The sequence below is a fragment of the Neorhizobium sp. T6_25 genome, assembly GCF_002968555.1.
Classification (GTDB): domain Bacteria; phylum Pseudomonadota; class Alphaproteobacteria; order Rhizobiales; family Rhizobiaceae; genus Neorhizobium.
The window spans coordinates 29,503-55,684 of record NZ_PVBL01000024.1; the positions used below are offsets into that span (position 1 = coordinate 29,503).

24 protein-coding genes are annotated in these 26,182 nt (G+C 63.2%); 13 read left to right on the top strand and 11 right to left on the bottom strand.

Going from position 1 to position 26,182, the window contains the following annotated elements; all coding sequences use genetic code 11:
- Nucleotides 1–44: 44 nt before the first annotated feature.
- Nucleotides 45–1,235 carry a hypothetical protein gene (locus C5L10_RS25330; protein ID WP_105431917.1) on the top strand — a complete coding sequence of 397 codons (1,191 nt, stop codon included), beginning with the start codon at nucleotides 45–47 and terminating at the stop codon, nucleotides 1,233–1,235.
- A gap of 75 nt (nucleotides 1,236–1,310) precedes the next feature.
- On the opposite strand, the gene C5L10_RS25335 is transcribed toward C5L10_RS25330, so the two are convergent.
- On the bottom strand, nucleotides 1,311–1,631 hold the full coding sequence (locus C5L10_RS25335; protein ID WP_046636515.1) for a DUF1236 domain-containing protein: 321 nt from the start codon (nucleotides 1,629–1,631) through the stop codon (nucleotides 1,311–1,313).
- 244 nt (nucleotides 1,632–1,875) lie between these two features.
- On the opposite strand from C5L10_RS25335, the gene C5L10_RS25340 reads away from it, so the two are divergent.
- On the top strand, nucleotides 1,876–3,030 hold the full coding sequence (locus tag C5L10_RS25340; protein ID WP_105431918.1) for a serine hydrolase: 1,155 nt from the start codon (nucleotides 1,876–1,878) through the stop codon (nucleotides 3,028–3,030).
- Between the two features lie 70 nt (nucleotides 3,031–3,100).
- Here the strand turns inward: C5L10_RS25340 and aspS are convergent, their stop codons facing one another.
- A complete protein-coding gene (aspS, locus tag C5L10_RS25345; RefSeq protein WP_105431919.1) occupies nucleotides 3,101–4,891 on the bottom strand; it encodes an aspartate--tRNA ligase in 1,791 nt (596 codons plus the stop codon).
- Between the two features lie 335 nt (nucleotides 4,892–5,226).
- Between aspS and C5L10_RS25350 the strand changes: the two genes are divergently transcribed.
- The 3 genes from C5L10_RS25350 to C5L10_RS25360 all read left to right on the top strand — a co-directional run bounded on the left by C5L10_RS25350 (nucleotide 5,227) and on the right by C5L10_RS25360 (nucleotide 8,071).
- Complete coding sequence (locus tag C5L10_RS25350; RefSeq protein ID WP_105431920.1) at nucleotides 5,227–6,474, top strand: MFS transporter; 1,248 nt, start codon at nucleotides 5,227–5,229, stop codon at nucleotides 6,472–6,474.
- 77 nt (nucleotides 6,475–6,551) lie between these two features.
- Complete coding sequence (gene rnd / locus C5L10_RS25355; RefSeq protein ID WP_105431921.1) at nucleotides 6,552–7,697, top strand: ribonuclease D; 1,146 nt, start codon at nucleotides 6,552–6,554, stop codon at nucleotides 7,695–7,697.
- A 56-nt stretch (nucleotides 7,698–7,753) separates the two neighbouring features.
- Entirely contained in the window at nucleotides 7,754–8,071 is a 318-nt protein-coding gene (locus C5L10_RS25360) for a hypothetical protein (protein WP_105431922.1), read from the top strand.
- On the opposite strand, the gene C5L10_RS25365 is transcribed toward C5L10_RS25360, so the two are convergent.
- Nucleotides 8,043–8,450, bottom strand: a complete 408-nt coding sequence (locus C5L10_RS25365; protein ID WP_105431923.1) for a DUF2000 family protein — start codon at nucleotides 8,448–8,450, stop codon at nucleotides 8,043–8,045. The genes C5L10_RS25360 and C5L10_RS25365 overlap by 29 nt on opposite strands.
- Here C5L10_RS25365 and C5L10_RS25370 point away from each other — a divergent pair.
- Nucleotides 8,449–9,393: an AraC family transcriptional regulator gene (locus tag C5L10_RS25370; protein WP_105431924.1), complete on the top strand. Its 945-nt coding sequence runs from the start codon at nucleotides 8,449–8,451 to the stop codon at nucleotides 9,391–9,393. The genes C5L10_RS25365 and C5L10_RS25370 overlap by 2 nt on opposite strands.
- Before the next feature lie 127 nt (nucleotides 9,394–9,520).
- A complete protein-coding gene (locus C5L10_RS25375) occupies nucleotides 9,521–10,879 on the top strand; it encodes an esterase-like activity of phytase family protein (protein WP_105431925.1) in 1,359 nt (452 codons plus the stop codon).
- A 62-nt stretch (nucleotides 10,880–10,941) separates the two neighbouring features.
- Here the strand turns inward: C5L10_RS25375 and C5L10_RS25380 are convergent, their stop codons facing one another.
- The 5 genes from C5L10_RS25380 to C5L10_RS25400 form a co-directional block, all read right to left on the bottom strand.
- Complete coding sequence (locus C5L10_RS25380) at nucleotides 10,942–11,649, bottom strand: DJ-1/PfpI family protein (RefSeq protein WP_105431926.1); 708 nt, start codon at nucleotides 11,647–11,649, stop codon at nucleotides 10,942–10,944.
- A gap of 138 nt (nucleotides 11,650–11,787) precedes the next feature.
- Entirely contained in the window at nucleotides 11,788–13,308 is a 1,521-nt protein-coding gene (gene ppx, locus C5L10_RS25385) for an exopolyphosphatase (protein WP_105431927.1), read from the bottom strand.
- Between the two features lie 5 nt (nucleotides 13,309–13,313).
- The gene (locus C5L10_RS25390; RefSeq protein ID WP_371411987.1) at nucleotides 13,314–15,515 is read right to left on the bottom strand and encodes an RNA degradosome polyphosphate kinase; all 2,202 of its coding nucleotides are present in this window, start codon (nucleotides 15,513–15,515) and stop codon (nucleotides 13,314–13,316) included.
- A 68-nt stretch (nucleotides 15,516–15,583) separates the two neighbouring features.
- A complete protein-coding gene (gene hdaA / locus C5L10_RS25395) occupies nucleotides 15,584–16,303 on the bottom strand; it encodes a DnaA regulatory inactivator HdaA (RefSeq protein WP_105431928.1) in 720 nt (239 codons plus the stop codon).
- Nucleotides 16,304–16,310: 7 nt separating this feature from the next.
- Nucleotides 16,311–17,507: an AI-2E family transporter gene (locus C5L10_RS25400; protein WP_105431929.1), complete on the bottom strand. Its 1,197-nt coding sequence runs from the start codon at nucleotides 17,505–17,507 to the stop codon at nucleotides 16,311–16,313.
- Nucleotides 17,508–17,685: 178 nt separating this feature from the next.
- Here C5L10_RS25400 and purM point away from each other — a divergent pair, with 178 nt between their 5' ends.
- From purM to C5L10_RS25420, 4 genes are all read left to right on the top strand, one after another.
- On the top strand, nucleotides 17,686–18,759 hold the full coding sequence (gene purM, locus C5L10_RS25405; protein ID WP_046636502.1) for a phosphoribosylformylglycinamidine cyclo-ligase: 1,074 nt from the start codon (nucleotides 17,686–17,688) through the stop codon (nucleotides 18,757–18,759).
- Nucleotides 18,756–19,439, top strand: a complete 684-nt coding sequence (purN, locus tag C5L10_RS25410) for a phosphoribosylglycinamide formyltransferase (protein ID WP_105431930.1) — start codon at nucleotides 18,756–18,758, stop codon at nucleotides 19,437–19,439. Before purM ends, purN begins: the two co-directional genes overlap by 4 nt.
- Nucleotides 19,440–19,544: 105 nt before the next feature.
- Entirely contained in the window at nucleotides 19,545–19,871 is a 327-nt protein-coding gene (locus tag C5L10_RS25415; protein WP_172717179.1) for an antitoxin Xre/MbcA/ParS toxin-binding domain-containing protein, read from the top strand.
- Complete coding sequence (locus C5L10_RS25420; protein ID WP_105431932.1) at nucleotides 19,868–20,386, top strand: RES family NAD+ phosphorylase; 519 nt, start codon at nucleotides 19,868–19,870, stop codon at nucleotides 20,384–20,386. Before C5L10_RS25415 ends, C5L10_RS25420 begins: the two co-directional genes overlap by 4 nt.
- Nucleotides 20,387–20,395: 9 nt before the next feature.
- Here the strand turns inward: C5L10_RS25420 and C5L10_RS25425 are convergent, their stop codons facing one another.
- From C5L10_RS25425 to C5L10_RS25435, 3 genes are all read right to left on the bottom strand, one after another.
- Complete coding sequence (locus C5L10_RS25425) at nucleotides 20,396–21,565, bottom strand: alpha-D-ribose 1-methylphosphonate 5-triphosphate diphosphatase (RefSeq protein WP_105431933.1); 1,170 nt, start codon at nucleotides 21,563–21,565, stop codon at nucleotides 20,396–20,398.
- A gap of 175 nt (nucleotides 21,566–21,740) precedes the next feature.
- Entirely contained in the window at nucleotides 21,741–22,334 is a 594-nt protein-coding gene (locus tag C5L10_RS25430) for an NUDIX domain-containing protein (RefSeq protein WP_105431934.1), read from the bottom strand.
- Nucleotides 22,331–24,484, bottom strand: coding sequence for a molybdopterin-dependent oxidoreductase (locus C5L10_RS25435; protein ID WP_105431935.1), 2,154 nt, complete (start codon nucleotides 24,482–24,484; stop codon nucleotides 22,331–22,333). Before C5L10_RS25435 ends, C5L10_RS25430 begins: the two co-directional genes overlap by 4 nt.
- A gap of 83 nt (nucleotides 24,485–24,567) precedes the next feature.
- Here C5L10_RS25435 and C5L10_RS25440 point away from each other — a divergent pair, with 83 nt between their 5' ends.
- Together C5L10_RS25440 and C5L10_RS25445 are read left to right on the top strand one after the other, a co-directional pair.
- Nucleotides 24,568–25,446 (top strand): 23S rRNA (adenine(2030)-N(6))-methyltransferase RlmJ, encoded by an 879-nt coding sequence (locus tag C5L10_RS25440; RefSeq protein WP_105431936.1) that lies wholly within the window; start codon nucleotides 24,568–24,570, stop codon nucleotides 25,444–25,446.
- Between the two features lie 50 nt (nucleotides 25,447–25,496).
- Nucleotides 25,497–26,162 carry a ribonuclease gene (locus C5L10_RS25445; protein WP_105431980.1) on the top strand — a complete coding sequence of 222 codons (666 nt, stop codon included), beginning with the start codon at nucleotides 25,497–25,499 and terminating at the stop codon, nucleotides 26,160–26,162.
- Nucleotides 26,163–26,182: the final 20 nt, after the last annotated feature.

Genomic DNA, 26,182 nt, shown 5'->3' on the forward strand with positions numbered 1-26,182 from the left:
AAAGGAAACGCGGGCCGGATCATTGCCCGCCAGGAGGAAATCCGATGCAATACTCCACCAAGGCCCGGCTTCTGCTCGCCGGCGCAGCGCTTTCGACTTTCGCCGGCCCGGCGTTTGCGCTCGACGGCAACGATCTCGTCGCCAAGATCAACAGCGCGCTTTCGGTCCAGGGCGGCGCCGGCTTCTCGGCGGAAAAGGCCACCGTCACTGGTTCGGACGTTACTCTCACCAATGCCAAGATCCTGATCCAGGCCGGCAAGCAGAGCCTGCCGCTCGGCACCGTCAAGTTCGAGGGTGTCGAAGAGGATAACGGCGGTTACACGGTGGAGACGGTCACGTTCGACAACATCAACGCCACCCAGGACAAGACCACCTTAACCGCCTCGGACATCTCGATCAGCGGCCTTACCATTCCGGCCAATGCGAGCGGCGACAGCCTCGATGCGATCCTGCTCTATGATCAAGCCCATGTCGGCAAGATGACCGCCACCGTCGACGGCAAGCCGGCCTTCTCGGTCGACGAGATGAACGTCACCACGGAGGTCGCCGACGACAGTTCCTCCATCGGCTTCGACCTCCAGGCCAACGGCATCAAGAGCGACCTCAGCCTCGTCGATGACGCGCAGGCCAAGGACACGCTGCAGCAGCTCGGCATCACATCGCTTGACGGCAAGATCGCCATGTCCGGCGCCTGGACCCTCAAGGACGGCACGCTCGACGTCGACGAATACGCCCTCGATTTCGCCAAGGTCGGCCGCCTCAACCTCGCCTTCAGCATGTCCGGCTACACGCTCGACTTCATCAAGTCGGCGAATGAAACGGCCAAGGCGATGGAATCCAATCCGAACAAGGAAGAGGCCCAGCAGGCCGCGGGCCTTGCCATGCTTGGCCTGATGCAGCGCCTCACCTTCAACAGCGCAGAAATCCGCTTCGAAGACGCCGGCATCACCAAGAAGGCGCTCGACTACGCCGGCAAGAGCCAGGGCACCACGGGCGAAGCCATGGCGCAGATGCTGAAGGGCATGACGCCGCTGATGCTGGCGCAATACAACGTGCCGGAACTGCAGAACATGGTCAGCGCTGCGGTCAATACCTATCTCGACAAGCCGGGCAGTTTCACGATCACTGCGGAACCGGCCAATGCCGTCCCCTTCCCGATGATCATGGGTGCCGCGATGGGCGCACCGAACACCCTGCCGAAGGTCCTGGGCGTCAAGGTCACTGCCAACGACTGAGGACCTTGCGTCCGCCAACAGAAAACCCGGCGATCGCTCGCCGGGTTCTTGTGCTCGAAAAGAGCCGGGTGGAAATTATTCCAGAACCTGGATGACGGTGCGGGTCTGCGGATTGACGATAACGCGCCGATCGTTGACGACCGTGTAGGCATAATCGTCGTAACCATCGACCCTGCGCACTTCTACCGTCTCCGGCAGCGCGGCGCCGACAGCGACCTCTCCCTCGTAGGAGATTGATGGAACGCTCTGCTCCATGACATAGGTGCGGACTTCGCCGGGCAGGACGACCGTCGAATTGGTCGTGACCGGATCCTGGGTGACGATCGTGGTCTGGGCGTAAGCCGCGCCCGAGAGTGCGATCAGGACCGCCGACGCGGCCAGTAGGGTCTTGCGCATGTCTTTTTCTCCCTGTGCTTCTGCTGTTCTAACAACACAAGCGCGCGGATATGGTTCCCCTATTCGCTTGACGCACGGGACGCCAGGACGGCATCCTGACACCCCAGGCGGGCTCGAGCGACCCCATTGCGGTGACGAGGCAGGGACCGGCGATCAGGCATAGGCAGATGTTTTATCGCTCAGAGGATCGTCCCACTCCCGAGGCGACCCTAGATAACGGTGTCTTTAGCGGAGGTTTTTGCCCATGAACTTGCCAATCCAACCATCGACCCGGATATTCTGCCCAAGCATTGACGCGGCGATCGATGATGCCCTAGCCGCCAGGCGGCTGGTCGGCACCGTGGTGATGGTCGCCAGGGATGGCGAGATCGTCTACCGCCGCGCAGCCGGATTGGCGGACCGGGAAGCGGGCCTGAAGGCCAGCGAGGACACGATCTTCCGCCTGGCCTCGATAACCAAGCCGATCGTCACCATCACCGCCATGCGGCTGATCGAACAGGGCCGCGTCGGCCTCGACGATCCGGTGACGAAATGGCTGCCGGACTTCCGGCCGCGGCTCGAAGACGGGTCGGAACCGGCGATCCTCATCCGGCATCTCCTCACCCACACCTCCGGCCTCAGCTATTGTTTTCACCTGGAAGATGGTCCCTATGTCCGGGCCGGCGTGTCGGATGGCGTCGATCAGCCGGGCCTCTCGCTGGAAGAGAACCTCCGCCGCATCGCCTCGGTGCCGCTGCTCTTCGCCCCCGGCACCGGCTGGCGATATTCGGTCTCGATGGACGTGATCGGCGGCGTCATCGAGAAGGAGACCGGAAAACGCCTCGGCGAGGCCGTCACCGAGCTGGTCATGCAGCCGCTCGGCCTTTCCGATACCGGCTTCACCGTCACCGACCGCAGCCGGCTCGCGGCGCCTTACGTCGACGGTTCACCCGAACCGAAGCGCATGGGCGAGACGGAAAAGGTTCGTGCGCTCGACGGATCGGTGACATTCGCGCCGGACCGCATCTTCGACCCCGCCTCTTTCCATTCCGGCGGCGGCGGCATGGCCGGGACCGCCTCCGACGTGCTGACCGTGCTCGAAACCATCCGTAAGGGCGGCGCGCCGCTGCTGTCGGAAGAGACGGTCCGGCAGATGACGACCAACCAGATCGGCGGTCTGCTGGAGCCGACGCGGCCGGGCTTCGGGTTCGGTTTTGGCTGGGCGATCGTGCTCGATCCGGCAAAGGCAGGACTGCCGGTTTCGCCCGGTTCGCTGCAATGGGGCGGCGTCTACGGCCACCACTGGTTCATGGACCTGGCAAAGAAAATCACACTGGTGGGGCTGACCAACACGACGCTCGAAGGCATGTGGGGCCAGTTCACGCTGGGCCTGAAAAAAGCCGTCGCCGCCGACCTTTAGGCCGGTCGTCCTCATAGATTGAATCAAAAAGCCCGGCGCTTGGCCGGGCTTTTTTTGTTTGCTGCAAAACTCAGTCCTTCTTCGGCGTCGGCATGACGCGGATGGCGAGCTCGCGCAACTGCTGCGGCGTCGCCGGCGACGGGGCGCCCATCAGGAGGTCCTGCGCCTGCTGGTTCATCGGGAACAGCGTCACTTCGCGCAGGTTCTTGGCGCCGACGAGCAGCATGACGATACGGTCGATGCCGAAGGCGGCACCGCCATGCGGAGGCGCGCCGTACTGGAAGGCGCGGTACATGCCGCCGAACCGATCCTCGACATCCGCCTGGCTGAGACCGACCTTTTCAAAGGCCTTGACCATCAGTTCCGGCGACTGGTTGCGGATCGAGCCCGAAGCGATTTCGAAGCCGTTGCACACCGCGTCGTACTGGAATGCCTTGATCGTCAGCGGATCCTGGTTTTCCAGCGCCTCGATGCCGCCCTGCGGCATGGAGAAGGGGTTGTGGGCGAAATCGAGCTTCTTTTCTTCCTCGCTCCATTCGTAGAACGGGAAGTCGACGATCCAGCACATGTCGAAACGGTCGCGGTCGACAAGGTTCAGTTCCTCGCCGGCGCGGGTGCGGGCTTCGCCTGCGAACTTGTAGAACTTGGCCGGATCGCCGGCGACGAAGAAGCAGGCGTCGCCGTCATCCAGGCCGAGCTGGGTGCGGATGGCTTCGGTGCGTTCTTCGCCGATGTTCTTGGCAAGCGGACCGGCGCCTTCGAGCTTGTCGCCCTCCTTGCGCCAGAAGATGTAGCCGAGGCCGGGCTGGCCGGTCGACTGCGCCCAGGCGTTCATGCGGTCGCAGAAGGCTCTGGAGCCGCCGGTCTTGGCCGGGATGGCCCAGACTTCGACCTTCGGGTTCGAGGCGATCATGCCCGCGAACACCTTGAAGCCGGAGCCGGCGAAATGGTCGGTGACGGCCTGCATCTCGATCGGGTTGCGCAGGTCCGGCTTGTCGGAGCCGTATTTGCGGATCGCCACGTCGTAGGGAATGCGCGGCCATTCCTTGGTGACAGGCTTGCCTTCGGCGAACTGTTCGAACACGCCGGTCATGACCGGACCCATCGTGTTCCAGACGTCTTCCTGGGTGACGAAGCTCATTTCCAGGTCGAGCTGATAGAACTCGCCCGGCAGGCGGTCGGCGCGCGGGTCTTCGTCGCGGAAGCACGGCGCGATCTGGAAATAACGGTCGAAGCCGGCGACCATCAAGAGCTGCTTGTACTGCTGCGGCGCCTGCGGCAGCGCGAAGAACTTGCCTTCATGGATGCGGCTCGGCACCAGGAAGTCGCGCGCGCCTTCCGGCGAGGAGGCGGTCAAAATCGGCGTCGAATATTCGGCGAAACCGATCTCGCCCATGCGGCGGCGCATGTCGGAAATGATCTGGGTGCGCTTGACGATGTTCCGGTGCAGGGTTTCGCGGCGCAGGTCGAGGAAGCGGTACTTGAGGCGCACGTCTTCCGGATAGTCCGGCTCGCCGAACACCGGCAGCGGCAGTTCCTTGGCGGCGGAGAGCACTTCGATCTCCTGGGCGTAGAGCTCGATCTCACCGGTCGCCATGCCCTTGTTGACGGTGTCTTCCGAGCGCGCCTTGACGAGGCCGTCGATGCGGATCACCCATTCGCCGCGGACGATCTCGGCGGTCTTGAAGGCGGGGCTGTCCGGATCGGCGACGACCTGGGTCATGCCGTAATGGTCGCGAAGGTCGATGAACAGCACGCCGCCGTGATCTCGCACGCGATGCACCCAGCCGGACAGGCGGACGGTCGATCCGACGTCGGACTTCTTCAGGGCGGCACAGGTATGGCTGCGGTAACGGTGCATTTCAGTATCCTGGACTGGTAGGTTTTGCGGTCTTTCGGCGTGCGATGCACGGCCTGCCGACTTTATGGAAAATCGGCGGGAAAAGCGCATGATGGACATGCTTTGTCAAGGCAGAACCGATGTTTCGCCCAAACGCCTGCCGGGAATGACGGGATATCCTGTGGCCGTCAGCGTGTCGAGCCAGGCGCGAACAGGCCGCTCACTGCCCTTTCCATGAACCGCTCACATCAGAAAGACCAAGCGTGTCGCTTATCGCTGGCCTTGCCGATCGTTCGGGATATAAAACGAGTGGAACCGCCAGAGCTTTCCCGATTCCCGCATAAAGCCCTCCCCTGATGAGCCATATCCGTCCGCTGATCCCCCTCCTCGTCACCGCAGGCATCCTAATCGGCGGCAACGGGTTGCAGGGCACCTATATCGCGCTGCGCGGCTCGGCTGAGGGCTTTTCGCCCTCGACCATCGGCATGATCGGCGCGGGGTACAGCATCGGCTTCGCCGTCGGCTGCATGTACGTGACGCGGCTGCTCAGGCAGATCGGCCATATCCGCACCTTCTCGGCGATGGCGGCGGTCACCGCGTCCGCTTCGATCGGCATGTCGATGATCGTCGACCCGACCTTTTGGTTCGCGATGCGCTTCGTGACCGGCATCGCGGTCGCCAGCCTGTTTGCAACGGTCGAGAGCTGGATCAACGCCAAGGTCACCAATGCCAACCGGGCGCGCACGCTCTCCATCTACCGTTTCGTCGATCTCGGCTCGGTGACGGTGGCACAATACATCATCCCGACCGTCGGCATCGAAGGCCCGATCATCTTCAACATCATCACCATCGCGCTGATCCTGTCGCTGGTGCCGATCTCGATCGCCGACAAGTCGAGCCCGGCGCCGCCGGAGACGATCGCCTTCGATCTCAAGGCGGTCTGGCGGATTTCGCCGCTCGCGGTGGTGGGCGTCATTTCGGTCGGCCTGTCGATGGCCGCCTTCCGCAATATCGGGCCGATCTATGCGGCAGAGATCGGCATGAGCATAACCTCGATCGCCACCTTCATGAGCGCCGGCATCGTCGGCGGCGTGGTGCTGCAATATCCGCTCGGCATCTATTCCGACAGGCTCGACCGGCGTCGCGTCATCCTGTGGACGACGATCGGTTCGATCATAACAGGCGCCTACCTCTCCTTCGGTGCCGGCACCAGCGAGACCGCCAATATCGTCAGCGTCTTCCTGTTCGGCGCCTTCTCGATGCCGCTCTATTCGCTGTGCTCGGCGCATGGCAACGATTACGCCAAGCCCGGCGAGCATGCGCTGGTTTCGGCCGGCCTGCTGTTCTACTGGTCGGTCGGAGCGACGATCGGGCCGCTGCTCGCCTCGGTCCTGCTGCAGTATTGCGGGCCACGCGCCTTTTTCGCCTACACCTCGTTCATCTTCCTGGGCTTCATGATCTTCACGTTAAGGCGGATGCGGGCGCGCCCGTCAGTGCCCCCGGCGGAGCGTTCCTGGCGCTTCCGGGCATTGCTCCGGACGTCGGCTTATTTCAACCGGCTCGCTGGCCCACCCGACAGACCCGATAAAGACGAGCGGGAGTAAAGGTTAAACACCGTTCCGTATTGACATATGCGGCCGGAAGGAGAAGGAAGGTTGATCACCCTCACGTGAATGAAACGATGATCCAGACCACCACCGCACTCGAAGAAGCCTGCATCCAGCTGGCCCAATCGGACTTCATCACTATCGACACCGAGTTCCTCAGGGAAACGACCTTCTGGCCCGAGCTGTGCCTCATCCAGATGGCGAGCCCGACCGTGGAAGTTCTCGTCGATCCGCTCGCCAAGGGGCTGAGCCTGAAACCCTTCTTCGAGCTGATGGCCAATCCCGCCGTCACCAAGGTGTTTCACGCCGCCCGCCAGGATATCGAAATCATCCACCATCTCGGCAATCTGGTGCCGCATCCGATCTTCGACACCCAGGTCGCCGCCATGGTCTGCGGCTTCGGGGACTCGGTCTCCTATGACCAGCTCGTCAACCGCATCAAGGGCGAGAATCTCGACAAGTCGTCGCGCTTCACCGACTGGAGCCGCCGGCCGCTTTCGGACAAGCAGCTCGAATATGCGCTGGCCGACGTCACCCATCTGCGCGATGTCTATCTCTTCCTGAAAGACCAGCTGGAACGCGAAGGCCGGGCGCTGTGGCTGACCGAGGAAATGGCCGTGCTGGAATCGCCCGGCACCTATGACCTGCATCCGGACGATGCCTGGGCGCGCCTGAAGTCCCGGCTGCGCAAGCCGACCGAGCTCGCCGTCCTGAAATTCGTCGCCGCCTGGCGCGAGCGCGAGGCGCGCAGCCGCAATGTGCCGCGTTCCCGCGTGCTGAAGGACGACGCGATCTACGAGATCGCCCAGCAGCAGCCGAAGGATGTGGAGGCCATGTCGCGGCTTCGCACCATCCCGAAGGGCTGGGAGCGCTCTGCCTCCGGCACCGCTATCATCGAGGCGGTCAATGCAGCACTTGCCCTGCCGAAGACCGAGATGCCGCATGCGCCGAAACATGTGCATGTTCCGGAAGGCACCGCCGCCGCCGTCGAGCTGCTCAAGGTTCTCCTGAAGCTGATCTCCGACAAGCAGGGCGTCGCCGCCAAGATCATCGCCAATACCGACGATCTCGAAAGGATCGCCGCCGAGGGCGAGGCAGCCGATGTCGGAGCCTTGCACGGCTGGCGCCGCGACCTTTTCGGCGAAACCGCCTTGAAACTGATCAGCGGCGGCGTGGCCCTGCGCTTCGTCAACAAGAAGGTCGAGGCGGTGGAGCTTTAAGGGTATGCGACGATCGCTTGCCCCGAGCTTAGCGACGCCGGAGGCCTGAGCAACCGATGCGCTATCCGACATCGAATGTCCTGATCGCAGTCGTCGTCCTGCTCTCGCTGTTGCTCGTCCTTCTCATGGAAGCGGTGGGCCTTGGAGCCTTTTCGCCGCTCTGGATCCGCCCGATCATCCGGGTGATCTGCGCCGCCAACCTGCTCGTCGCCCTCGCAGGTCTCGTAACCTCGCGGTCAGCCGCCTGGATCAACTATTTGCTGTTGAGCATCACTGCCTATGTCGTGGCCTCGACCACGCCGATCGCCGCGCTCTGGGTCATTCCGAAGACTACGTTCTTCGCAGTTAGTTATGCATTTTCGAGCCTTTGGTAATCTTGTCGACGATCTTCTTCTCGGCCCTGAGGGCGATGCCGACCAGTTTCGCGTCTTCCGGCGCAAACTGCGCGAATACCTCGCGGTTGGCCACGTCATGCCCGGTCGAGAACATTTCCTCGATATAGGCCGATGTCGTCACCTCCCGCTCCAGCGAGCGCCGGTGGATGGTCCGCAGCGTCTCCTGGTCGGCGGTCAGCACCACGATCGGCTGAATGCTCATCGGATGGTAGACATGACCCGCCGCGTCCCGATATGCTTCACCAATGATCGCGGGATTTTGCGCGATGATGCCGCTCGTCAGAAACGCAGTCACGTTGAGCTCCTGCCAGGGGGCGAGGTCATCGCGAAGCACGATCGCGATCTTGGTATCGAACATGAAAAACAACTCCGTCGAAGGTTATGCGAGAACTGACGAGATAGCGGCAGCCGATGCCGCTGGTCTTGAACGATCGTGCAGCGCCGCAAGCACGTCTGGCGGCAGCTCCGATGCTACGCCGGACGGCAGCGCAAGAGGCGCGCCTGATGGCATCGTCCAGGCGCCCTCCTCGCGCGGCATCGAGCGGATCGAGGCACGGTTCCACGGGCTTGGTTTCGAGCCGCATCGCCACGACACCTATGCGATTGGAATGACGCTTTCCGGCGTGCAGACCTTCCAGTATCGCGGTGCCGCCCGCGCCAGCCTGCCCGGCAATGTCATCGTGCTGCATCCGGACGAGGTGCATGACGGGGCAGCCGGCACCGACGCCGGGCTGCGCTACCGCATGCTCTACCTGCCGCCGGAGCGGCTGATCGAGGCGGCCGGCGGTTCGCGCGGCCTGCCCTTCGTGCCTGATCCCATCATAGCGGATGCGGAATTCCGGCAGTGTCTTGTCGAAGCCCTGGACGATCTGGCGGCGGAGCCGCAGGACCTGCTGCTCGACGACCTGATCGGCCGCATGGCAATAAGCCTCTGGCGCCATGCAGACGGCAAGGGTGGTGCGCCGGGCACGCCGCGCGCGCAGCAGGCGGTTCTGCGCTGCCGTGATTACCTGCAGGCCAATTCGGGCCGCACGGTTTCTTCCGAGGAACTTGAGGAGGTGAGCGGCTTCGACCGCTACACGACGGCAAGGCAGTTCCGGAAACTTCTGGGAACGAGCCCCCACCGCTACCTCGTCATGCGCCGGCTCGATCGGGCAAAGATCATGCTGTCGGAAGGCGGCAGCCTGGCGGATGTCGCAGCCGATACGGGCTTTGCCGATCAGGCGCATTTCACCCGTCATTTCAAGAAGACATTCGGCATGACGCCGGGGCGCTGGGTGGCGCTTCGCAGGAGCGCTTGAGGCCGCCGGCCTTTGTGAAATTTCAGTCATCAAAGCTTCATCGAAGCGTCAACCTTCCATCACCTCACCGTCATGCACCCACCTTAACCGATTGGCGTCTTCGACACGCCAACCAACAGGTGAATTCATGACCCGCTTTCTGCTCACCACCGTCGCGCTCGCCGCGCTGATCGGCGGCTCCGCTTCTGCTGACGACAAGGTATTCCCGGCCAAGCTCACCGGCCAGGCGATCCTTCCCGCCAACACGGTCGTTGCGGCTCCGGCCGATGCACCGGCGTTCCTCAAGACCTCCGGCAAGTTCACCACCGCCGACCGCAAGCGCACCGAAGCCCTCGGCACCCTGCCGGGCAAGGACGGCGCCCGCGTGACGGACGTCAAGCTGCCGCTCGACGGCCAGCCGGTCCAGGGTTTCTCCGGCATCAAGACCATGGCTGACGGCACGTTCTGGACGCTGTCGGACAACGGTTTCGGCGGCAAGAGCAATTCCTCCGACGCCATGCTGTTCCTGCACCAGATGAAATTCGACTGGGCCGCCAACAAGGCCGAAGTCGTGAAGAACGTCTTCCTCTCCGACCCGAACAAGATCGCGCCGTTCCCGATCGTCACGGAAGCTTCGGAGACCCGTTACCTCACCGGCGCCGATTTCGACATCGAATCGATCCAGCCGGTCGCCGACGGTTTCTGGCTCGGCGACGAGTTCGGCCCCTACCTCATCAAGGTCGACATGCAGGGCCGCCTGACCGACGTCGTATCGACGCTCGTGGACGGCAAGCCCGTCACGTCTCCCGACAGCCCGCTCGTCCAGCTGCAGGCCAACCCGGTCGCCAAGGCACCGGTCTTCAACGTGAAGCGTTCCGGCGGTTATGAAGGTCTTGCGATGTCCAAGGACGGGGCCAAGCTCTACGGCCTGCTCGAAGGACCGCTCTACAAAGAAGACGGCAAGGTCGAAGACGCAGACGGGCTGACCGCGCTGCGCGTCATCGAGTTCGACGTTGCCTCCAAGAAATGGACCGGCCGCTCCTGGCTTTACCCGCTCTCCAAGGGCGGCGAGGCGATCGGCGATTTCAACATGGTCGACGCGACCACCGCTCTCGTCATCGAACGCGACAACGGTGCCGGCACCGCCGACAAGCCCTGCGCCGATCCGGCGAAGCCCGAGCCGACCTGCTTCAACGCACCGGCCAAGCACAAGCGCGTCTACAAGATCGAGTTCAACGACGCCAATGTCGGCAAGGCCGTCCGCAAGATCGGCTATATCGACCTGATGAACATCCAGGACCCGGACAACAAGAAGAAGGCCGGCAGCGTCGCTGGCGTCTACGATATGCCGTTCGTGACGATCGAGAATGTCGACGTCATCGACGCCACCCACATCATCATCGGCAACGACAACAACCTGCCCTTCTCCGCCGGCCGCGCCGTCGATAAGGCCGACAACAACGAGTTCAGCGTGCTCGAAGTCGGTGAATTCCTGTCTGCCAAGTAAGCAGCAGACGTCCCAAAAGCGAAGAGCGTCCGGTGAAAGCCGGACGCTCAGGTCCGCAACCGCTATGCGGGCCAAGATTCCACCCTAAGTTTGGATATCGCGCCGGCATCGATGGCTCTTATCTGGTCTGCGACATCGGCCGGTGGTTCCAGCGCACTGACCGTCGCAGGGTCGGCGGTCATGGGCGATCCGGCGAATGGAGGTTCGGGCGCGTATTCCATCATCAACTGGATTTTCCGCGCGACATCTTCACCTGCCAGCTTGGCGGCCATGACCAAGCTAAGATCGATACCTGCCGTCACGCCGCCACCGGTGGCTCGCGTCCGGTCAAATACGACCCGCCGGTTTACGGGAATTGCTCCGAAAGCTGAGAGCCTATGCAGCGCTGTCCAGTGAGTGGTGCACTCGTAACCCTGAAGCAGACCGGCAGCAGCAAGCACCAGCGTGCCTGTGCAGGCTGCCATCAGGAATTGGCAGCCGGGCTCCTGGCGCCGTAGAAACGAGAGAAGGCGTTCGTCCTGCATCGCATTCAGATGGCCAGGCCCGCCCGGAACAACCACGATGTCGAGCTGACCGCATTCTTCAAGCAGCATGTTTGGGACGATGCTCAGTCCGCTCGCACTTCGAACGGGAGCGTGTCCCTCGGCCAGCAGATGGCAACGGGTATTGGGCAGACGCGTCAGAACCTCCCAAGGCCCCGTCAAATCGAGTTGCGTCAGCCCGCCAAACAGGACAAAGCCGATCTCACGAGGACGCGCGTTCAGAGACATCAAATCTTGCTCAGCCGATTGTACGAGTAATGTTGGTTCGCGAGGATAGACGAGAAAATACTGTTGGACGCAACCTGACAATTTCCACCGCCCTGCCGCAAAGCGGCCGCTCTCCTGCCCTCCCCCGCGCGCCCGGCCCTACTCGAACCGGAACGCCAGCCGTTTGCCCGTCAGCCTCGCCAGCTGTTGCAGGCGGCCGTCCAGCCGCTCGCCGGCGAAATCGCGGTAGGCGGAGGGGACGACGAATTCGAGGTCGAGATCCGGCTCGGAGGACGGGCGAAAGCTCAGGTGGTCCACCAGGCCCGGCATAGAGGCCGAGAAGAGGTAGACGACCCGGAGCAGACCGCCGAGCAGTTTTGCGAGATCGAGCAGCCGGGGCGTGGCGATCGTCGCCAGCGGCCCGGTCGCACCGTCGTCGTGCAAGCCTTCGAAACGGTAGTAATTGGCAAGCGCCAGATAGGCGCGCCCGGCATGGGTGATGCCGACGAAGGAGGAGTGGGCGATCAGGTTCAGTGCCTGCAGGCCGCGATAATCCGGATGGGCACGCCAGCTGATATCGGCAAGCAGGCAGGCGGCCTGGCGATAGCGGCTTTCCTCCTCCGTCTCGACGATCCCGAAGGCCGCCACCATGCGGCCGGTCCAGTCGGCAAGCTCGCGGGCGTGTTCGGGCGATCGGGCGCGCAGGATTGCGAGCTGGTCGGCGGCGACCAGCAGCGGATCGCCTGCCTTCTCCTCGTCGGAAAGCAGCGAATAGAGATAACCTTCGCGAACGCCCTGCGCCGAAAAGCTCACCCTGGCGGGCTTCATCACCGCCAGGACTTCCTGCATGGCGATCGCACCGAAGGGCAGCAGCGAACGGCGGCTCTTCGAAACGGCCTGCCAGGCGGGGTCCTTGCTGTCCTTGGCCGCAATCACCTCGTCGAGGAATTTCTGCATGTCCTCAAGAGACAGCTCGTAGCCCTGCATCATGTGCAACGGATACTTGCTCATTTCCATGTGCAGCTTGGCGATGTTACGCCAGGTGCCGCCGACGGCATAGAAGGTGCGGCCCGCACCGTTCTCCAGGAACCGCGCCGTGTTCACCTGCTTGCGGGCGAAGGTGCGCGCCTTGGAAAGCGAATTGCCGGAGGATTCCGACAGTCGCAGCCCCCCGAGCGGCAGGGTGATGCCCTTGCCGGACTCCTTGCCCTTGATGTCGATCAGTTCCAGCGAGCCGCCGCCGAGGTCGCCGGCAATGCCGTCGGGATCATGGAAGCCGCTGATGACGCCGAGCGCCGAATACCGGGCCTCCTCCTCGCCGGACAGGAGCTGAACCTGCTGGCCGAGGATCTCTTCCGCCTTGTGGATGAAATCCGGGCCGTTCGACGCTTCGCGGGCGGCAGCGGTCGCCAGCACGTAGACTTCGGTTGCCTGCGCCTGAGTGGAGAGCGCCCGGAAGCGCTTCAGCGACAACAGGGCGCGTTCGACACCCTCGTCGTCCATGCGGCCGTTCGAGCCCAGGCCCTTGCCGAGGCCGCACAGCACCTTCTCGTTGAAGAGGACGGTCGGCGCGCGGGAAAGGCCTTCGTAGATAACGACGCGGACGGAGTTCGAGCCGATGTCGATGACGGAGACAGGAGCGATCCCCGGAAGGCGCCCCTGGGCTTCTGATCGTACCATATTGCCTATTTCTTGCGTCCCGACACAAGGCCGGCGATAAGTTTCGGAGCACTCGACTTCAGGGCTTCACCGCGCCCCGAGAGGCTCGGATTGGTCATGAAATAGTGCTGCGCGTTAAAAGGTTCCTCGCCCTTGCGCACTTCCATGCGCCGCGACGTGCCGTCGGCCAATATCTCGTAGCTCTGCTGGTTGTCAATCAGGTTGCCGAGCATGATCTGGGATAAAACCTGCTCGTGCACAGTCGGATTGAGGAGCGGCACCAGCGTCTCGACCCGGCGATCGAGGTTGCGCGGCATCATGTCGGCGGAGCCGATATAGACGAGCGCCTTGTCGGACGGCAGGCCGAAACCGTTGCCGAAGCAGAAGATGCGGCTGTGCTCCAGGAAGCGGCCGACGATCGACTTGACGCGGATATTGTCAGAGAGGCCGGCCACCCGCGGGCGCAGGCAGCAGATGCCGCGCACGACGAGATCGATGTCGACGCCGGCGCGGCTGGCGCGATAGAGCGCATCGATGATCTCCGGATCGACCAGCGAATTCATCTTCATCCAGATTGCCGCCGGCTTGCCTTCCTGGGCGTGGCAGATCTCCTCCTCGATATGGCGCAGGATGCGCGGCCGGAGCGTATAGGGCGAGACCGCCAGCTTCATGCTTTCGGCCGGCTCGCCGTAACCGGTGATGAAGTTGAAGATGTTCGCCATGTCGTGGGCGATCTTCGGGTTGCAGGTGAAGAAGGACAGATCCGTATAGATCTTGGCGGTGATCGGGTGGTAGTTGCCGGTGCCGAGATGGCAATAGGTCCTGAGCTTGCCGTCCTCGCGGCGCACCACCATCGACATCTTGGCATGGGTCTTCAGTTCGATGAAACCGAAGACGACCTGCACGCCGGCGCGCTCCAGATCTCGCGCCCAGCGGATGTTCGCCTCTTCGTCGAATCGGGCCTTCAGCTCGACCAGCGCCGTCACCGACTTGCCGGCCTCGGCCGCGTCGATCAGCGCTCGGACGATCGGGCTGTCGTTCGAGGTGCGGTAGAGCGTCTGCTTGATGGCGAGCACGTCCGGGTCGCGCGCCGCCTGCAGAAGAAACTGCACAACCACGTCAAAGGACTCGTAAGGGTGATGGACCACCATGTCCTTTTCGCGGATGGCTGCGAGGCAGTCGCCGGCGTGTTCGCGGACTCGCTCGGGAAATCGGGCATTGTGGGTCTCAAAGCGCAGGTCGTCGCGCGGCGCCTTGGTGATCTCCGACATGGTGTTGAGCGCCAGAAGGCCCGGCAGGACCGCGACGCGGTTTTCCGGCACGCCGAGTTCCTGCACCACGAACTGGCGCAGCGACGCCGGCATTTCCGAATCGGTCTCGATGCGGATAACCTTGCCGCGGCGCCGGCGCTTCAGCGCCGTCTCGAAGAAGCGCACCAGATCTTCGGCCTCTTCCTCGACTTCGATATCGCTGTCGCGGATGATGCGGAACGTGCCGGCTCCCTTCACCTCGTAACCGGGGAAGAGCCGGTCGGTGAACATGCCGACCACATCCTCCAGCGTGATATAGCGGATCGCGTTGTTGAGGTCCGGCAGGCGGATGAAGCGGTCGAGCGTAGTCGGCAGGCGCAAGAGCCCGGTCATCGGCTCCTTGCCGTGCTTGCTGTGCAGCTGCAGGCCCATCGAGAAGCCGAGGTTGGGGATGAACGGGAACGGATGGGCCGGGTCGATCGACAGCGGCGTCAGGACCGGGAAAAGTTCGTCGTCGAAGGAGTTCGCCAGCCAGTTGCGATCCTCGGCGGACAGCGCCGCCGGCCTGACGATCAGGATGTCTTCCTTGGCGAGATACTGCTGCAGCACGGCGAGCGAGGCCTGCTGCTCCATCTGCAGGTTGTCGATCTCCTGCAGGATGTTGTCGAGCTGTTCGGCCGGCGTCTTGCCATCCGGGCTGCGGATGACGATGCCCTGCCGCACCTGGCCTTCGAGACCGGCGACGCGCACCATGAAGAATTCGTCGAGATTGGCCGCCGAGATTGACAGGAAGCGGACCCGCTCCAGAAGCGGATGGGCAGTATTCAGCGTTTCCTCGAGGACGCGGCGGTTGAACTGCAGCCAGGAGAATTCACGATTGATGAACCTGTCCGGACTGGTCATCAGGTCGAAGTCGGTATTGGCCGCTTCCAGACCAGGTTCGCGCGTTTCAGTCGTGATCGAATCCATCTCATCCATCCCAATGCTAACCCTTGGTCATGCCAACCATCAGGGCCGACTACAGTTTGACGAGGGAATTGTCACAGTCAATCGTCGGCGCCCGCCCCGGTTCCGGAATTCCCAAAATCGTTCAGCACTTCCGCGGCTAGCGGGCGGGTTATCCTCGTGCCGCGCGCCAGCGCCAGGCGGTCCAGCCGCTCGACGATCGTCTGCGCCGCACCGAGCGACCGTTCCATCCGGTTGACGATGTAGCCCACCAGTTTGTCGTCGATATAAAGCTGGCGGTCGGCGAACAGTTTTACGATCACCTGGGCCAAAAGGTCCTCGTCCGGCTCGCCGATCTCCACGACCGTCGCCGCCTTCAGCCGGGACTTGAGGTCCGGCAGTGTGACGCCCCAGGAGACCGGCCAGAGGCGCGAGGTCATCAGCAGGCTATGGCCGTTCTCGCGCACGCTGTTGATGACGTGGAAAAGTTCGGTTTCGTCGAAACCGCGGCGTTCGGCATCCTCGAACAGGACAGGTCCCGATGCGGCGACCGCCGCGGCATTCGAGCCGGCGACGGGATGAATTTCGGCCGCTCCTGCCTTTTCCCGCCAGATGTGTGCCAGGTGCGATTTTCCGGACCCCACCGGACCCGCCAGCACGACGACCGGCGACGGCCAGGCCGGCCATTCGTCGACGATCGCCACGGCCGCAGCCAGGCGTTCGGAAACCAGGAGGTCGTCCCGGGTTCTCGCCGCATCATGGGTGAATTGCAGCGGCAACTGCTCTTGCCTGCGCCGCTCGCGCTCGCTCGTCTCGGTCATGGGTCTTTCAAATGCTCTTCTGAGAGTCATTCGCGTGAGGGTCATTTGGGCCAGTTATCTCTGCGCCGTTTTCGGCATGTTCCAGCACATGCGACCGCTCGGCCTCTTCCCAGGGGAGTTCCGCCGCTCGCCCGAAATAGATGTCGCTGTCAAGATACCGCGACAGCACAAAACGAACAAGCACGCCGACCACGGCGGCGGCCGGTACCGCGATCAGCAGGCCGACGAAGCCGAATATGGCGCCGAAGGCAAACAGGGCGAACATCAGCCAGACCGGATGCAGGCCGACGCTTTCGCCGACCAGCTTCGGCTGAAGGATATTGCCTTCGATGAACTGGCCGAAGAAGAAAACGCCGGCGACCGCCAGGATCCATGGATAATCCGGCCAGAACTGCACCAGCGCCACGCCGACCGAGAGAACCAGGCCGATCAAGGAACCTATATAGGGAACGAAACTGATCATGCCGGCGATGAAGCCGATCAGCAGCCCGAAGTTCAGGCCGACGACCGACAGGCCGACCGCATAGAAGATGCCGAGGATGAGGCAGAGCGAGCCTTGGCCGCGAATGAAACCGGCGACCGATTCATCCATTTCCCGGGCGATCTCGCGCACCGTCGCCACCTGGTCGCGCGGCACCCAGCTATCCACCTTGGCAACCATCCGGTCCCAGTCGAGCAGGATATAGAAGGCGACGACAGGCGTGACGATCAAGAGCGATACGACGTCGATGATCGCCTTGCCGGAATTCCAGATCTGGGCGAGCAGCGAGCCGACGAAACCGGCACCCTGGCTCAACACTTCGGAGAAGTTCTGCTTGACCGTCTCGATCTGGGCGCTGATCCAATGCGGCAGGAACGAGCTTTCCGGGCTCGATATGATCTGCTGCAGCTGGGAAATATAGCCCGGCAGGGCGGCGGCGAACTCGGTGAACTGGTTGATGATGATCGGGATCACCAGCATCAGCGACAGGGCGAAGACCAGCACGAAACAGACGAGGATCACCACCGTCGCCATCAGCCGGCTCAAGCCCCGTCTTTCCAGCCAGTCGGCCACCGGATCGAGGAAGTAGGCGAGCGCCATGCCGGCCACGAAAGGCAGCAGGATCGAACGGAAGAACCAGAGAAATACCACGAAGACGATGAGGACGCCGACCCAGAAGAAGATGTAACGCTTCAGGCTCGCGCCGCTGATATGATATGGCATCGCCGCTTCCTCTGAATTGCCCGGGCGAAAAAGGGATAGGGAAGCCCGTAACCCAGGTCAAGGGTTTGGAAGCGGTGCAGCAAGACCTGTGAAAAGCCTTCAAAACCGCGTCCAACGCTTGCATCCGGCGCGATGTCGTGCAATTGCGGGCCGCTACAACGATCATTGGAGATGAACGATGAGCGAGGCGGGCAAGAACGGTCTCACCTATAGCGATGCCGGCGTCGATATCGACGCGGGCAACCTCATGGTCGAGAAGATCAAGCCGGCAGTGCGCTCGACCCGCCGGCCCGGCGCAGACGGCGAAATCGGCGGCTTCGGCGGCCTCTTCGATCTGAAGGCCGCGGGCTTCACCGATCCGATCCTCGTCGCCGCCAATGACGGCGTCGGCACCAAGCTGAAGATCGCTATCGACGCCGACTTCCACGACACGGTCGGCATCGACCTCGTCGCCATGTGCGTCAACGACCTGGTGGTCCAGGGCGCCGAACCGCTGCTTTTCCTCGACTATTTCGCCACCGGCAAGCTCGATCCGGACCAGGGTGCGGCAATCGTCTCCGGCATTGCCGCCGGCTGCCGGGAGGCGGGCTGCGCGCTGATCGGCGGCGAGACCGCCGAAATGCCCGGCATGTATTCCGACGGCGATTACGACCTGGCTGGTTTTGCAGTCGGTGCCGCCGAGCGCGGCCAGCTTCTGCCGGTCGGCGATATCGCTTCCGGCGACGTAATCCTCGGCCTCACCTCCTCCGGCGTTCATTCGAACGGCTTTTCGCTGGTCCGCAAGATCGTGACGCTTTCGGGCCTCGCCTGGGACGCACCCTCTCCCTTCCGTGAGGGCATGACTCTAGGTGAGGCGCTTCTGACGCCGACCCGCATCTACGTGAAGCCGCTCCTGAAGGCGATCCGCGAGACCGGCGCCCTGAAGGCGCTCGCCCACATTACCGGCGGCGGCTTCCCGGAAAACATCCCGCGCGTGCTGCCGAAGAACCTGGCGGCCGAAATCGATCTCGACTCCATTCCCGTCCCGCCCGTCTTCTCGTGGCTCGCCAAAACCGGCGGCGTCGAGGCGAAGGAAATGCTGCGCACCTTCAACTGCGGTATCGGCATGATCATCGTGGTCGCGCCCGAGAACGCCCAGGCGGTCGCCGATATCCTGACCGGTGAGGGCGAGATCGTCGTGCCGCTCGGCCGCATGGCCGAACGCGCCGAAGGCGGCCCCGGCGTGATCTACCAGGGCACGCTCGGCCTATGAGCGCACCCGCGGCTGAAACGGCGCGCAGAAAGCGCGTCGCCGTATTCATCTCCGGCGGCGGCTCCAACATGCTGGCGCTTGCCGATGCCTGCGCCACGCCGGATTTCCCCGCCGAAATCGTCGCAGTCTTCTCCGACAAACCGGCGGCGGGCGGCATCGAGAAGGCGCAGGCGCGCGGCATCAAAACCTTCGTCTTCGAACGCAAGGGTTTTGCCGGCAAGGCCGAACACGAGGCGGCGATCCTTGCGGCCCTCGACGAGGTCCAGCCGGACATCCTCTGCCTCGCCGGCTACATGCGGCTCTTCTCGGCCGAGTTCATCAGCCGCTACGAAGGCAGCATCCTCAACATCCACCCTGCCCTTCTGCCGCTCTTCCCGGGCCTCCATACGCATGAACGCGCCATCGAGGCCGGCGTGAAGATTGCCGGCTGCACCGTGCATTTCGTCACCGAAGGCATGGACGAAGGACCGATCGTCGCCCAAGGCGCCGTCCCCCTGCTTGCCGACGACACCCCCGAGACCCTGGCCGGCCGCGTGCTGACCGTCGAACACAGACTTTACCCGCTGGCGCTGAAGCTGCTGGCGGAAGGCAAGGTGCGGATGGAAGGTGGCCGGACGATCACCTCGCCCGGCACTGAGACCGATATCGCCGATCAGCGGATCTTCTCGGCGGGCAGGTAGAGCCGGGACTCGACATGGAGCGCCCGACGTCCTACATTCTGTACGCAATCTTCGTACAGGAGACCGGACATGGCTGGCAAAACTCAGAGAGTTCTCGATTTAGGGATGCCGTCGATGGAAGCCGAAGCCGTCTCTATCCGCCTTGGGATTTCGAAACGCGAATTGGCTGAGACGGCCGGGCTCTCCGCCAACACGCTCCAGCGCAAGGAACGTGCGCAGTCTCCCGCAGCGACCACACGGATCGGTGAAATGGCGGAGATCATCCACCGCGTCAGCGAATGGGCAGGAAGCGAAAGGCAAGCCCTCGCCTGGTATCGCGCCGAGCCCATTCCGGCCTTCGGTGGCCGGACAGCAGAGAGCATCGTCAAGAGCGGCAAGGCGGCAGCCTTGCGCGACTACCTCGATCACCTGGCGATCGGCGGCTTTGCTTGAGGTTCCAGGGCATCTGCTATCGCGCCCATGATCCTCGCTGGGCGATCAGCCCGATATCCGGCGAAGGTGCGGCCATCCGCGGTGCCCGCTTCAATCCCAAGGGCGTACCGGCACTCTACCTCTCTACTTCGATCGAGGGTGCGATCACCGAAGCAAGCCAAGGGTTTGGGCACAGGATCCACCCGTTGACGATCTGCTCCTACGACATCGATTGCGACGACGTCGCCGACCTCACGGACGAGGCTTCGCAAAAAGCGCTTGGCATATCGCTTGATGTCATGGCGTCCGCCTGGGCGTCCGCGCTCTCGGACAGCAGGAGACCGGACTCCTGGGCAATTTACGACATTCTTTCCCGCACTTATGCCGGCATCCTCGTCCCCTCCTTCGCCCACCGGGCCGCAACCTCGGTCAGCAATCTCGTGCTGTGGGACTGGGGAGTCGATCTGCCGCATCGAGTCCACGTCATCGACCCGACAGGCAGGTTGCCGAAGAACCAGAAGTCCTGGGAGGAATAGAATCCAGCCTTACGCGGCCAGTGCCCGGAGCGGGTGCAGCGTGCCGTCGCTGTAGACGAAGCGGCCGGCGCGGAAGGTGGCTCGGATGCGGTGCACGTCGCCCTTTTCCACCACGACCAGATCGGCGCGCTGGCCGATGGCGATCTCGCCGCGGTCGGTCAGGCCGGCGGAGCGGGCGGCATTGCCGGTCGCCATCGCAACGGCCGCCGGCAGGCCACCTTGCGCCACGTCCGCCAGCTTGAAGACGCCCGGCACGAAAGCAGCCGGATGATAGTCGGCGGCAATCACCGTCAACAGACCGGCCTTGGCAGCATCGAGGGCGCTCAGATTGCCGGACATGGACTTGCCACGCAGCGCGTTCGGCGCGCCCATCAGCGTCCAGAGCCCGCGCCGGCGGGCCTCTTCGGCGGCTGGCAGCGTCACCGGGAACTCGCTGATCGTGACGCCGAGATCGTACATCTCGGCCACCTTCTCGATGCTGTCGTCGTCATGGGAAGCGAGCGACAGGCGATGCTTGAGGGCGAGGGAGACGATCTCCTTCAGTTTCACCTCGATCTGCGGATTGTTGCGCATGGCGATGCGCTTCTGAACAATCTCGGCGGCCATTTCCTCGGAAATTGCCCGGCGTTCGGAGATGCTGGCGACATAGGCTGCGATGTTGTTGTACTGGCCCTGGCCCGGCGTGTGGTCGGTGAGCGATACCATGTCGATCTCGTCGGCTTTCAGCAGCCGTTCGAGCGCCGGCGCGGCGCCGACATTGGTGATCTCGTAACGCGCGTGAACGCGGTGGTCGATCAGCAGGTTGTCGCGCAGCCGGTTGATACCCTCGATGACGGCCGAGGTCGTTTCCAGCGAGCGGACATGGCCGTAGACGCTTTCGGTGGCGAAGGAAACAGCCGCATAGGCCGTGGTGACACCGGCCGCGGCGAGTTTCTTGTCCAGTTCATGGATGCCGAAGTCGATCGGCATCTGGGCGTTCGGCCGCGGCGCGATCTCGCGCTCGATCATGTCGCCATGCAGATCGACAAAGCCCGGCATCAGCAGCCGCCCGCCGCCGTCGATCACGGCCCCGGCGACCGGTTCGGGGCGGATCTCGGTGATCACGCCATCTTCAACCCGCACAGAACCTGAGTTCACCACCTCGTTCGGCAGAACGAGGGCGAAATTGCCGAGCCACATGGCTTTCTCCTGACCATATAAGGATGATTATCAAGAGGCAGCGCTTAGCCGCCATTCGTGACATTCATGTGAAATCGGCGCGGCACAAGGTCAAGTCACAATCATACGGCGTCTGAAACAACAGGCGAACGCGCTGATCGGCGTTTCCAGCCTGCGCGGCGGCACCGCCCGGATATCAGCCGGTGAACGATGCCCGATTGATCACCGCCCATTGCAGCATCATGATCGTCTTCGCATCGATGATTTCGCCATTGCCGATCATCGCCACCGCCTCGTCGAGTGGCAGTTCGAGAACCTCGATATCCTCGTGCTCCTCGGCGAGACCCCCACCACCGTTCACCCGGTCGGAAAGGTCGACCGGCGCGTGGAAGAAATGCACGAGTTCGGTGATCGCGCCGGGCGACATGAATGCCTTGAAGACAAACCGCACATCCCGCAGGCGGTAGCCGGTTTCCTCCATCGCTTCGCGCCGGATCGCTTCCTCCGGGTGATCCTCGTCGAGCAGTCCGGCCGGCACTTCGACCATCCATGCCGGCTTGCCGGTGAGATAGGCGGGCAGCCGAAACTGCTTCACCAGCACGACCATGTCGCGCCCAGCATCGTGGAGAAGAATGCAGGCGGCCTCGGACTTGTGGTAGATTTCGCGATGCAGGCGGTGCGTTTCGCCGCTGCGATCGGCATAGTCGAGTTCGTAGCTCGAAAGCCGCGTCCAGCCGTCCGACAATGTCTTCTCGCTGACGAGCTTCACCCGATCATTCCGCTCGGTCATGCTGCGTCCTTGCGAAGCCATACCTTGTTGTCGTGGAAGGCCGCGCCGCCATAGGGCGCCACGGCATCGGCACCGGTCAGCACGTTGATGCCCTCGCCGTCGATATGTTTGCGGTTCGGCCAAAGCCCCTCGGCGATCAGCACGCCCGGCCTTGCACCGGCCACGAGCCTCGCATGCAGGCGGATTTCACCGCGGGCGTTGCCGAGCCGGACGATATCGCCGTCGATGATGCCGAGGCGCTCCGCATCGGTTGGCTCGATCATCACTTCGGGCCGCCCTTCCCGCTGGTAGGAGCTTTTCGTCTCGGAGAAGGAGGAATTGAGGAAGCTGCGAGCCGGCGATGTCGCCAGCCGGAAGGGATGCGCCTCGTCCGCCACCTCGATGACGTCGACCTGGTCGGGGAAGACTGGCAGTTCGGCGATCGGTCCCAGCGGCCCGACATTTTTCGGCGGCTTGTCCGGCGACGGGCCGTTCGCCCAGTCCGGCCTGAAGCGGAATTTGCCGTCCGGATAACCGAACCCCTTGATGTAATGGGCGGTTTCGAAATCCGGCTGCGCGTCGATCCATTTGTCGCGCGCCATATCCTCGTAGGCGCCCCAGTGGCTGGCCTTCAGGATGCGGTCGATATGCTGGCGCTCGTCGAGGCCGAAACCGGGAAAATGATCGACGCCGAGGCGCTTGGCCAGCTCCTCGATGACGAAGAGATTGGTGCGCACCGTGGATGGCGGCTCAACCAGCTTCGGCCCAAGCAGGATATGCTGCTGCCCGCCGGCGCGGTAGAGGTCGTCATGCTCGACGAACATGGTTGCCGGCAACACGATATCGGCGACTTCGGCCGTATCGGTCATGAATTGCTCGTGTACCGCGACGAACAGGTCGTCGCGCAAGAAGCCCTGGCGAACGAGGCGCTGTTCCGGCGCGACGTTCATCGGGTTGGTGTTCTGGATCAGCATAGCCGTCACCGGCCCACGGTCACGCAGCGCCTCGGCATCGCCGGTCAGCACCCGGCCGATCTGCGACTGGTCGAGCTGGCGGATGTCGGGATCGGCATAGGCAGTGCCCATCAGTTCGGACTTGTTGAGCCTAAAGATCTCGCCGTTGTTGTGAAAAGCGCCGCCGCCCTCGTATTGCCAGCAGCCGAGCACGGTTGCGATCGACAGCGCCGCATGCATGGCGACCGTGCCGTTCCTCTGGCGGGCAAAACCGTAGCCGAGCCGGAAGAAGGTTTTCTGGGTCGTGCCGACGAGGCGGGCGAAGGTCTCGATCTCTTCGACCGACAGGCCGGTGATGGCTGAGGCCCATTCCGGCGTCTTCGCCTTCAGATGCGCTTCGAGACCAGCCGGATCGTCGGCATATTGCGCCATGTAGTCCCGGTCGGCATATCCGTCGCGGAAGGCAACGTGCATCACGGCGCAGGCAAGCGCCGCATCGGTGCCGGGGCGCACGGTCAGCGCCATGTCGGCCTGTTTCATCGTCGGATTGTCGTAGATGTCGATGACGACGATCTTGGCGCCGCGTTCCTTGCGGGCCTTCACCGCATGGGTCATGACGTTGACTTGGGTGGAGACGGCGTTGGTGCCCCAGATCACCACGCAATCGGACTTCGCCATCTCGCGCGGATCCGGGCCGCGCAGAGCGCCAGTACCCATCACGTAACCAGTCCAGGCCATGTTGGTGCAAATCGTGCCGAAGAAGCCGGAGTATTTTTTGGCATGCCGCAGCCGCTCGATCGAATCGCGCTGTACCTGGCCCATCGTGCCGGCATAGAAATAGGGCCAGATCGCCTCCGACCCGTGTTTTGCCTCCGCTTTGACGAAAGCGTCGGCGATCTCGTCGAGTGCGGCCTCCCAGGAAACCTCCTGCCAGTTCCCCTCGCCCTTGGCGCCCACGCGGCGCTTGGGATGCATCAGCCGACCGGGATGGTAGAGCCGCTCGGAATAACGGGCGACCTTGGCGCAGATGACGCCGGCCGTATAGCTGTTGTCGGCCGCCCCTCGCACCCGGCCGATCCGGCCGTCGGCGGTGAGATCGATGTCGAGCGCGCAAGCCGACGGACAGTCGTGCGGACAGACGGTGTGTCCGACGGAATTGTGGCCGGACTTTTCTGGGGCGATTGGGGTTTTCGCGGTAATCGGGGTCGCAACGTTCATGGCTTTTCTATATTGCAAGCTGACGTCCGCAAAAAGCGTGATTTGCAGCGCATCAATTTAATTCAAGCGAGACACCAGCAACGATGAACTACCGGCACATCTATCACGCGGGCAATTTTGCCGATGTTCTCAAACACGCGATCCTTGCGCGGCTGATCCGCTATGCGCAGAACAAGGACAAGGCGTTTCGCGTACTGGACACTCATGCCGGCATCGGGCTTTACGACCTTTCCTCGGACGAGGCGCAGAAGACCGGCGAATGGCGCGACGGCATCGGCCGGCTGATGGAAGCGGAACTGCCGGCAAAGGTCGCGGACCTGCTGGAGCCCTATCTGGCGGCGGTCAGGGAATTGAACCCGACCGGTGCGCTGAAACTCTATCCCGGCTCGCCGAAACTCGCCCGCATGTTGTTCCGCCCGCAGGACCGGTTGTCGGCCATGGAACTGCATCCGGAGGATTTCAACCGCCTGCACAATCTGTTCGAAGGCGATTTCCAGGTACGCGCCACCGAACTCGACGGCTGGCTGGCGCTCGGCGCCCATCTGCCGCCGAAGGAAAAGCGCGGAATCGTGCTCGTCGATCCGCCTTTCGAGGAAGAAGGCGAATACAGGCGGCTGGTGAAAGGCCTGTCGACCGCATGGCGCCGGTTCCAGAGCGGCACCTTCTGCCTGTGGTATCCGATCAAGAAGGGTGCGCCGCTCAGGGCCTTCCACGACGAATTGAAGGCGCTGGACATCCCGAAAATGCTCTGCGCCGAATTGACCGTCCAAAGCGACCGCGAGACGACCGGGCTGTCCGGCTCCGGCCTCATCATCGTCAACCCGCCCTTCACGCTAAAGGACGAGCTGCACGCGCTTCTGCCGACCTTGAAAACCATCCTGGCGCAGGATCGGTTCGCCTCGCAGCGCGCCTTCTGGCTGACCGGCGAGACCGTCGACAGCGACCTCGATTCGGAGTCTTGACCGGGCGGGGCTTCCCGCCCATGGTGCCGCGCATTGCAGGGGGCCGGCCGATGACCAACCGATTTATCGCTTTCCTTTTTCTCGCGCTTTTCGCGTCCACCGCCTCCGCCCAGGAGCGCCGATCGGACAATCGGCAGGATCATGCGGGGCAGTTCGATTTCTACGTCCTGTCGCTTTCCTGGTCGCCGACCTTCTGCGCTTCGCAGAGCGGCGGCAAGAACGACCAGCAATGCAGCACGGACAAGGATTTCCGTTTCATCGTCCACGGACTGTGGCCGCAATACGAAAAAGGCTATCCGGATTTCTGCGAAACGAAGGAACCCGGCCGCGTGCCGCAATCGCTCGGCCAACCGCTCTTCGACATCATGCCGTCGATGGGGCTGATCGGCCATCAGTGGCGCAAGCACGGAAGCTGCACCGGCCTCAGCCAGCGTGATTATTTCGGCAAGCTGCGCGAGGCCTTTTCGCGGGTCAAACTGCCAGCCGATCTGTCCCGCGGCGACTCGGCCCTGACGCTGTCGGCCGACCAGATCGAAGAGAAGTTCCTCGCCGCCAATCCGGGCATGAGCCGGCGCGGCATTTCGACGAGTTGCGAAGGGCGGCAGCTGGAGGAAGTGCGCATCTGCCTCAGCAAGGACCTGCAATTCCGCGATTGCGCCGAGGTCGATCGCGACGGCTGCCGGATCAGCCAGATCACCCTGCCGCCGGCAAGATGACATCTATCGAGAAGGACAAG

Excerpts from the sequence above, each read along its gene's own strand:
- C5L10_RS25330 (WP_105431917.1), top strand. The coding sequence starts at position 45 with ATGCAATACTCCACCAAGGCCCGGCTTCTGCTCGCCGGCGCAGCGCTT.
- C5L10_RS25335 (WP_046636515.1), bottom strand. The coding sequence starts at position 1,631 with ATGCGCAAGACCCTACTGGCCGCGTCGGCGGTCCTGATCGCACTCTCG.
- C5L10_RS25340 (WP_105431918.1), top strand. The coding sequence starts at position 1,876 with ATGAACTTGCCAATCCAACCATCGACCCGGATATTCTGCCCAAGCATT.
- aspS (WP_105431919.1), bottom strand. The coding sequence starts at position 4,891 with ATGCACCGTTACCGCAGCCATACCTGTGCCGCCCTGAAGAAGTCCGAC.
- C5L10_RS25350 (WP_105431920.1), top strand. The coding sequence starts at position 5,227 with ATGAGCCATATCCGTCCGCTGATCCCCCTCCTCGTCACCGCAGGCATC.
- rnd (WP_105431921.1), top strand. The coding sequence starts at position 6,552 with ATGATCCAGACCACCACCGCACTCGAAGAAGCCTGCATCCAGCTGGCC.
- C5L10_RS25360 (WP_105431922.1), top strand. The coding sequence starts at position 7,754 with ATGCGCTATCCGACATCGAATGTCCTGATCGCAGTCGTCGTCCTGCTC.
- C5L10_RS25370 (WP_105431924.1), top strand. The coding sequence starts at position 8,449 with ATGAAAAACAACTCCGTCGAAGGTTATGCGAGAACTGACGAGATAGCG.
- C5L10_RS25365 (WP_105431923.1), bottom strand. The coding sequence starts at position 8,450 with ATGTTCGATACCAAGATCGCGATCGTGCTTCGCGATGACCTCGCCCCC.
- C5L10_RS25375 (WP_105431925.1), top strand. The coding sequence starts at position 9,521 with ATGACCCGCTTTCTGCTCACCACCGTCGCGCTCGCCGCGCTGATCGGC.
- C5L10_RS25380 (WP_105431926.1), bottom strand. The coding sequence starts at position 11,649 with ATGTCTCTGAACGCGCGTCCTCGTGAGATCGGCTTTGTCCTGTTTGGC.
- ppx (WP_105431927.1), bottom strand. The coding sequence starts at position 13,308 with ATGGTACGATCAGAAGCCCAGGGGCGCCTTCCGGGGATCGCTCCTGTC.
- C5L10_RS25390 (WP_371411987.1), bottom strand. The coding sequence starts at position 15,515 with ATGGATGAGATGGATTCGATCACGACTGAAACGCGCGAACCTGGTCTG.
- hdaA (WP_105431928.1), bottom strand. The coding sequence starts at position 16,303 with ATGACCGAGACGAGCGAGCGCGAGCGGCGCAGGCAAGAGCAGTTGCCG.
- C5L10_RS25400 (WP_105431929.1), bottom strand. The coding sequence starts at position 17,507 with ATGCCATATCATATCAGCGGCGCGAGCCTGAAGCGTTACATCTTCTTC.
- purM (WP_046636502.1), top strand. The coding sequence starts at position 17,686 with ATGAGCGAGGCGGGCAAGAACGGTCTCACCTATAGCGATGCCGGCGTC.
- purN (WP_105431930.1), top strand. The coding sequence starts at position 18,756 with ATGAGCGCACCCGCGGCTGAAACGGCGCGCAGAAAGCGCGTCGCCGTA.
- C5L10_RS25415 (WP_172717179.1), top strand. The coding sequence starts at position 19,545 with ATGCCGTCGATGGAAGCCGAAGCCGTCTCTATCCGCCTTGGGATTTCG.
- C5L10_RS25425 (WP_105431933.1), bottom strand. The coding sequence starts at position 21,565 with ATGTGGCTCGGCAATTTCGCCCTCGTTCTGCCGAACGAGGTGGTGAAC.
- C5L10_RS25430 (WP_105431934.1), bottom strand. The coding sequence starts at position 22,334 with ATGACCGAGCGGAATGATCGGGTGAAGCTCGTCAGCGAGAAGACATTG.
- C5L10_RS25435 (WP_105431935.1), bottom strand. The coding sequence starts at position 24,484 with ATGAACGTTGCGACCCCGATTACCGCGAAAACCCCAATCGCCCCAGAA.
- C5L10_RS25440 (WP_105431936.1), top strand. The coding sequence starts at position 24,568 with ATGAACTACCGGCACATCTATCACGCGGGCAATTTTGCCGATGTTCTC.
- C5L10_RS25445 (WP_105431980.1), top strand. The coding sequence starts at position 25,497 with ATGACCAACCGATTTATCGCTTTCCTTTTTCTCGCGCTTTTCGCGTCC.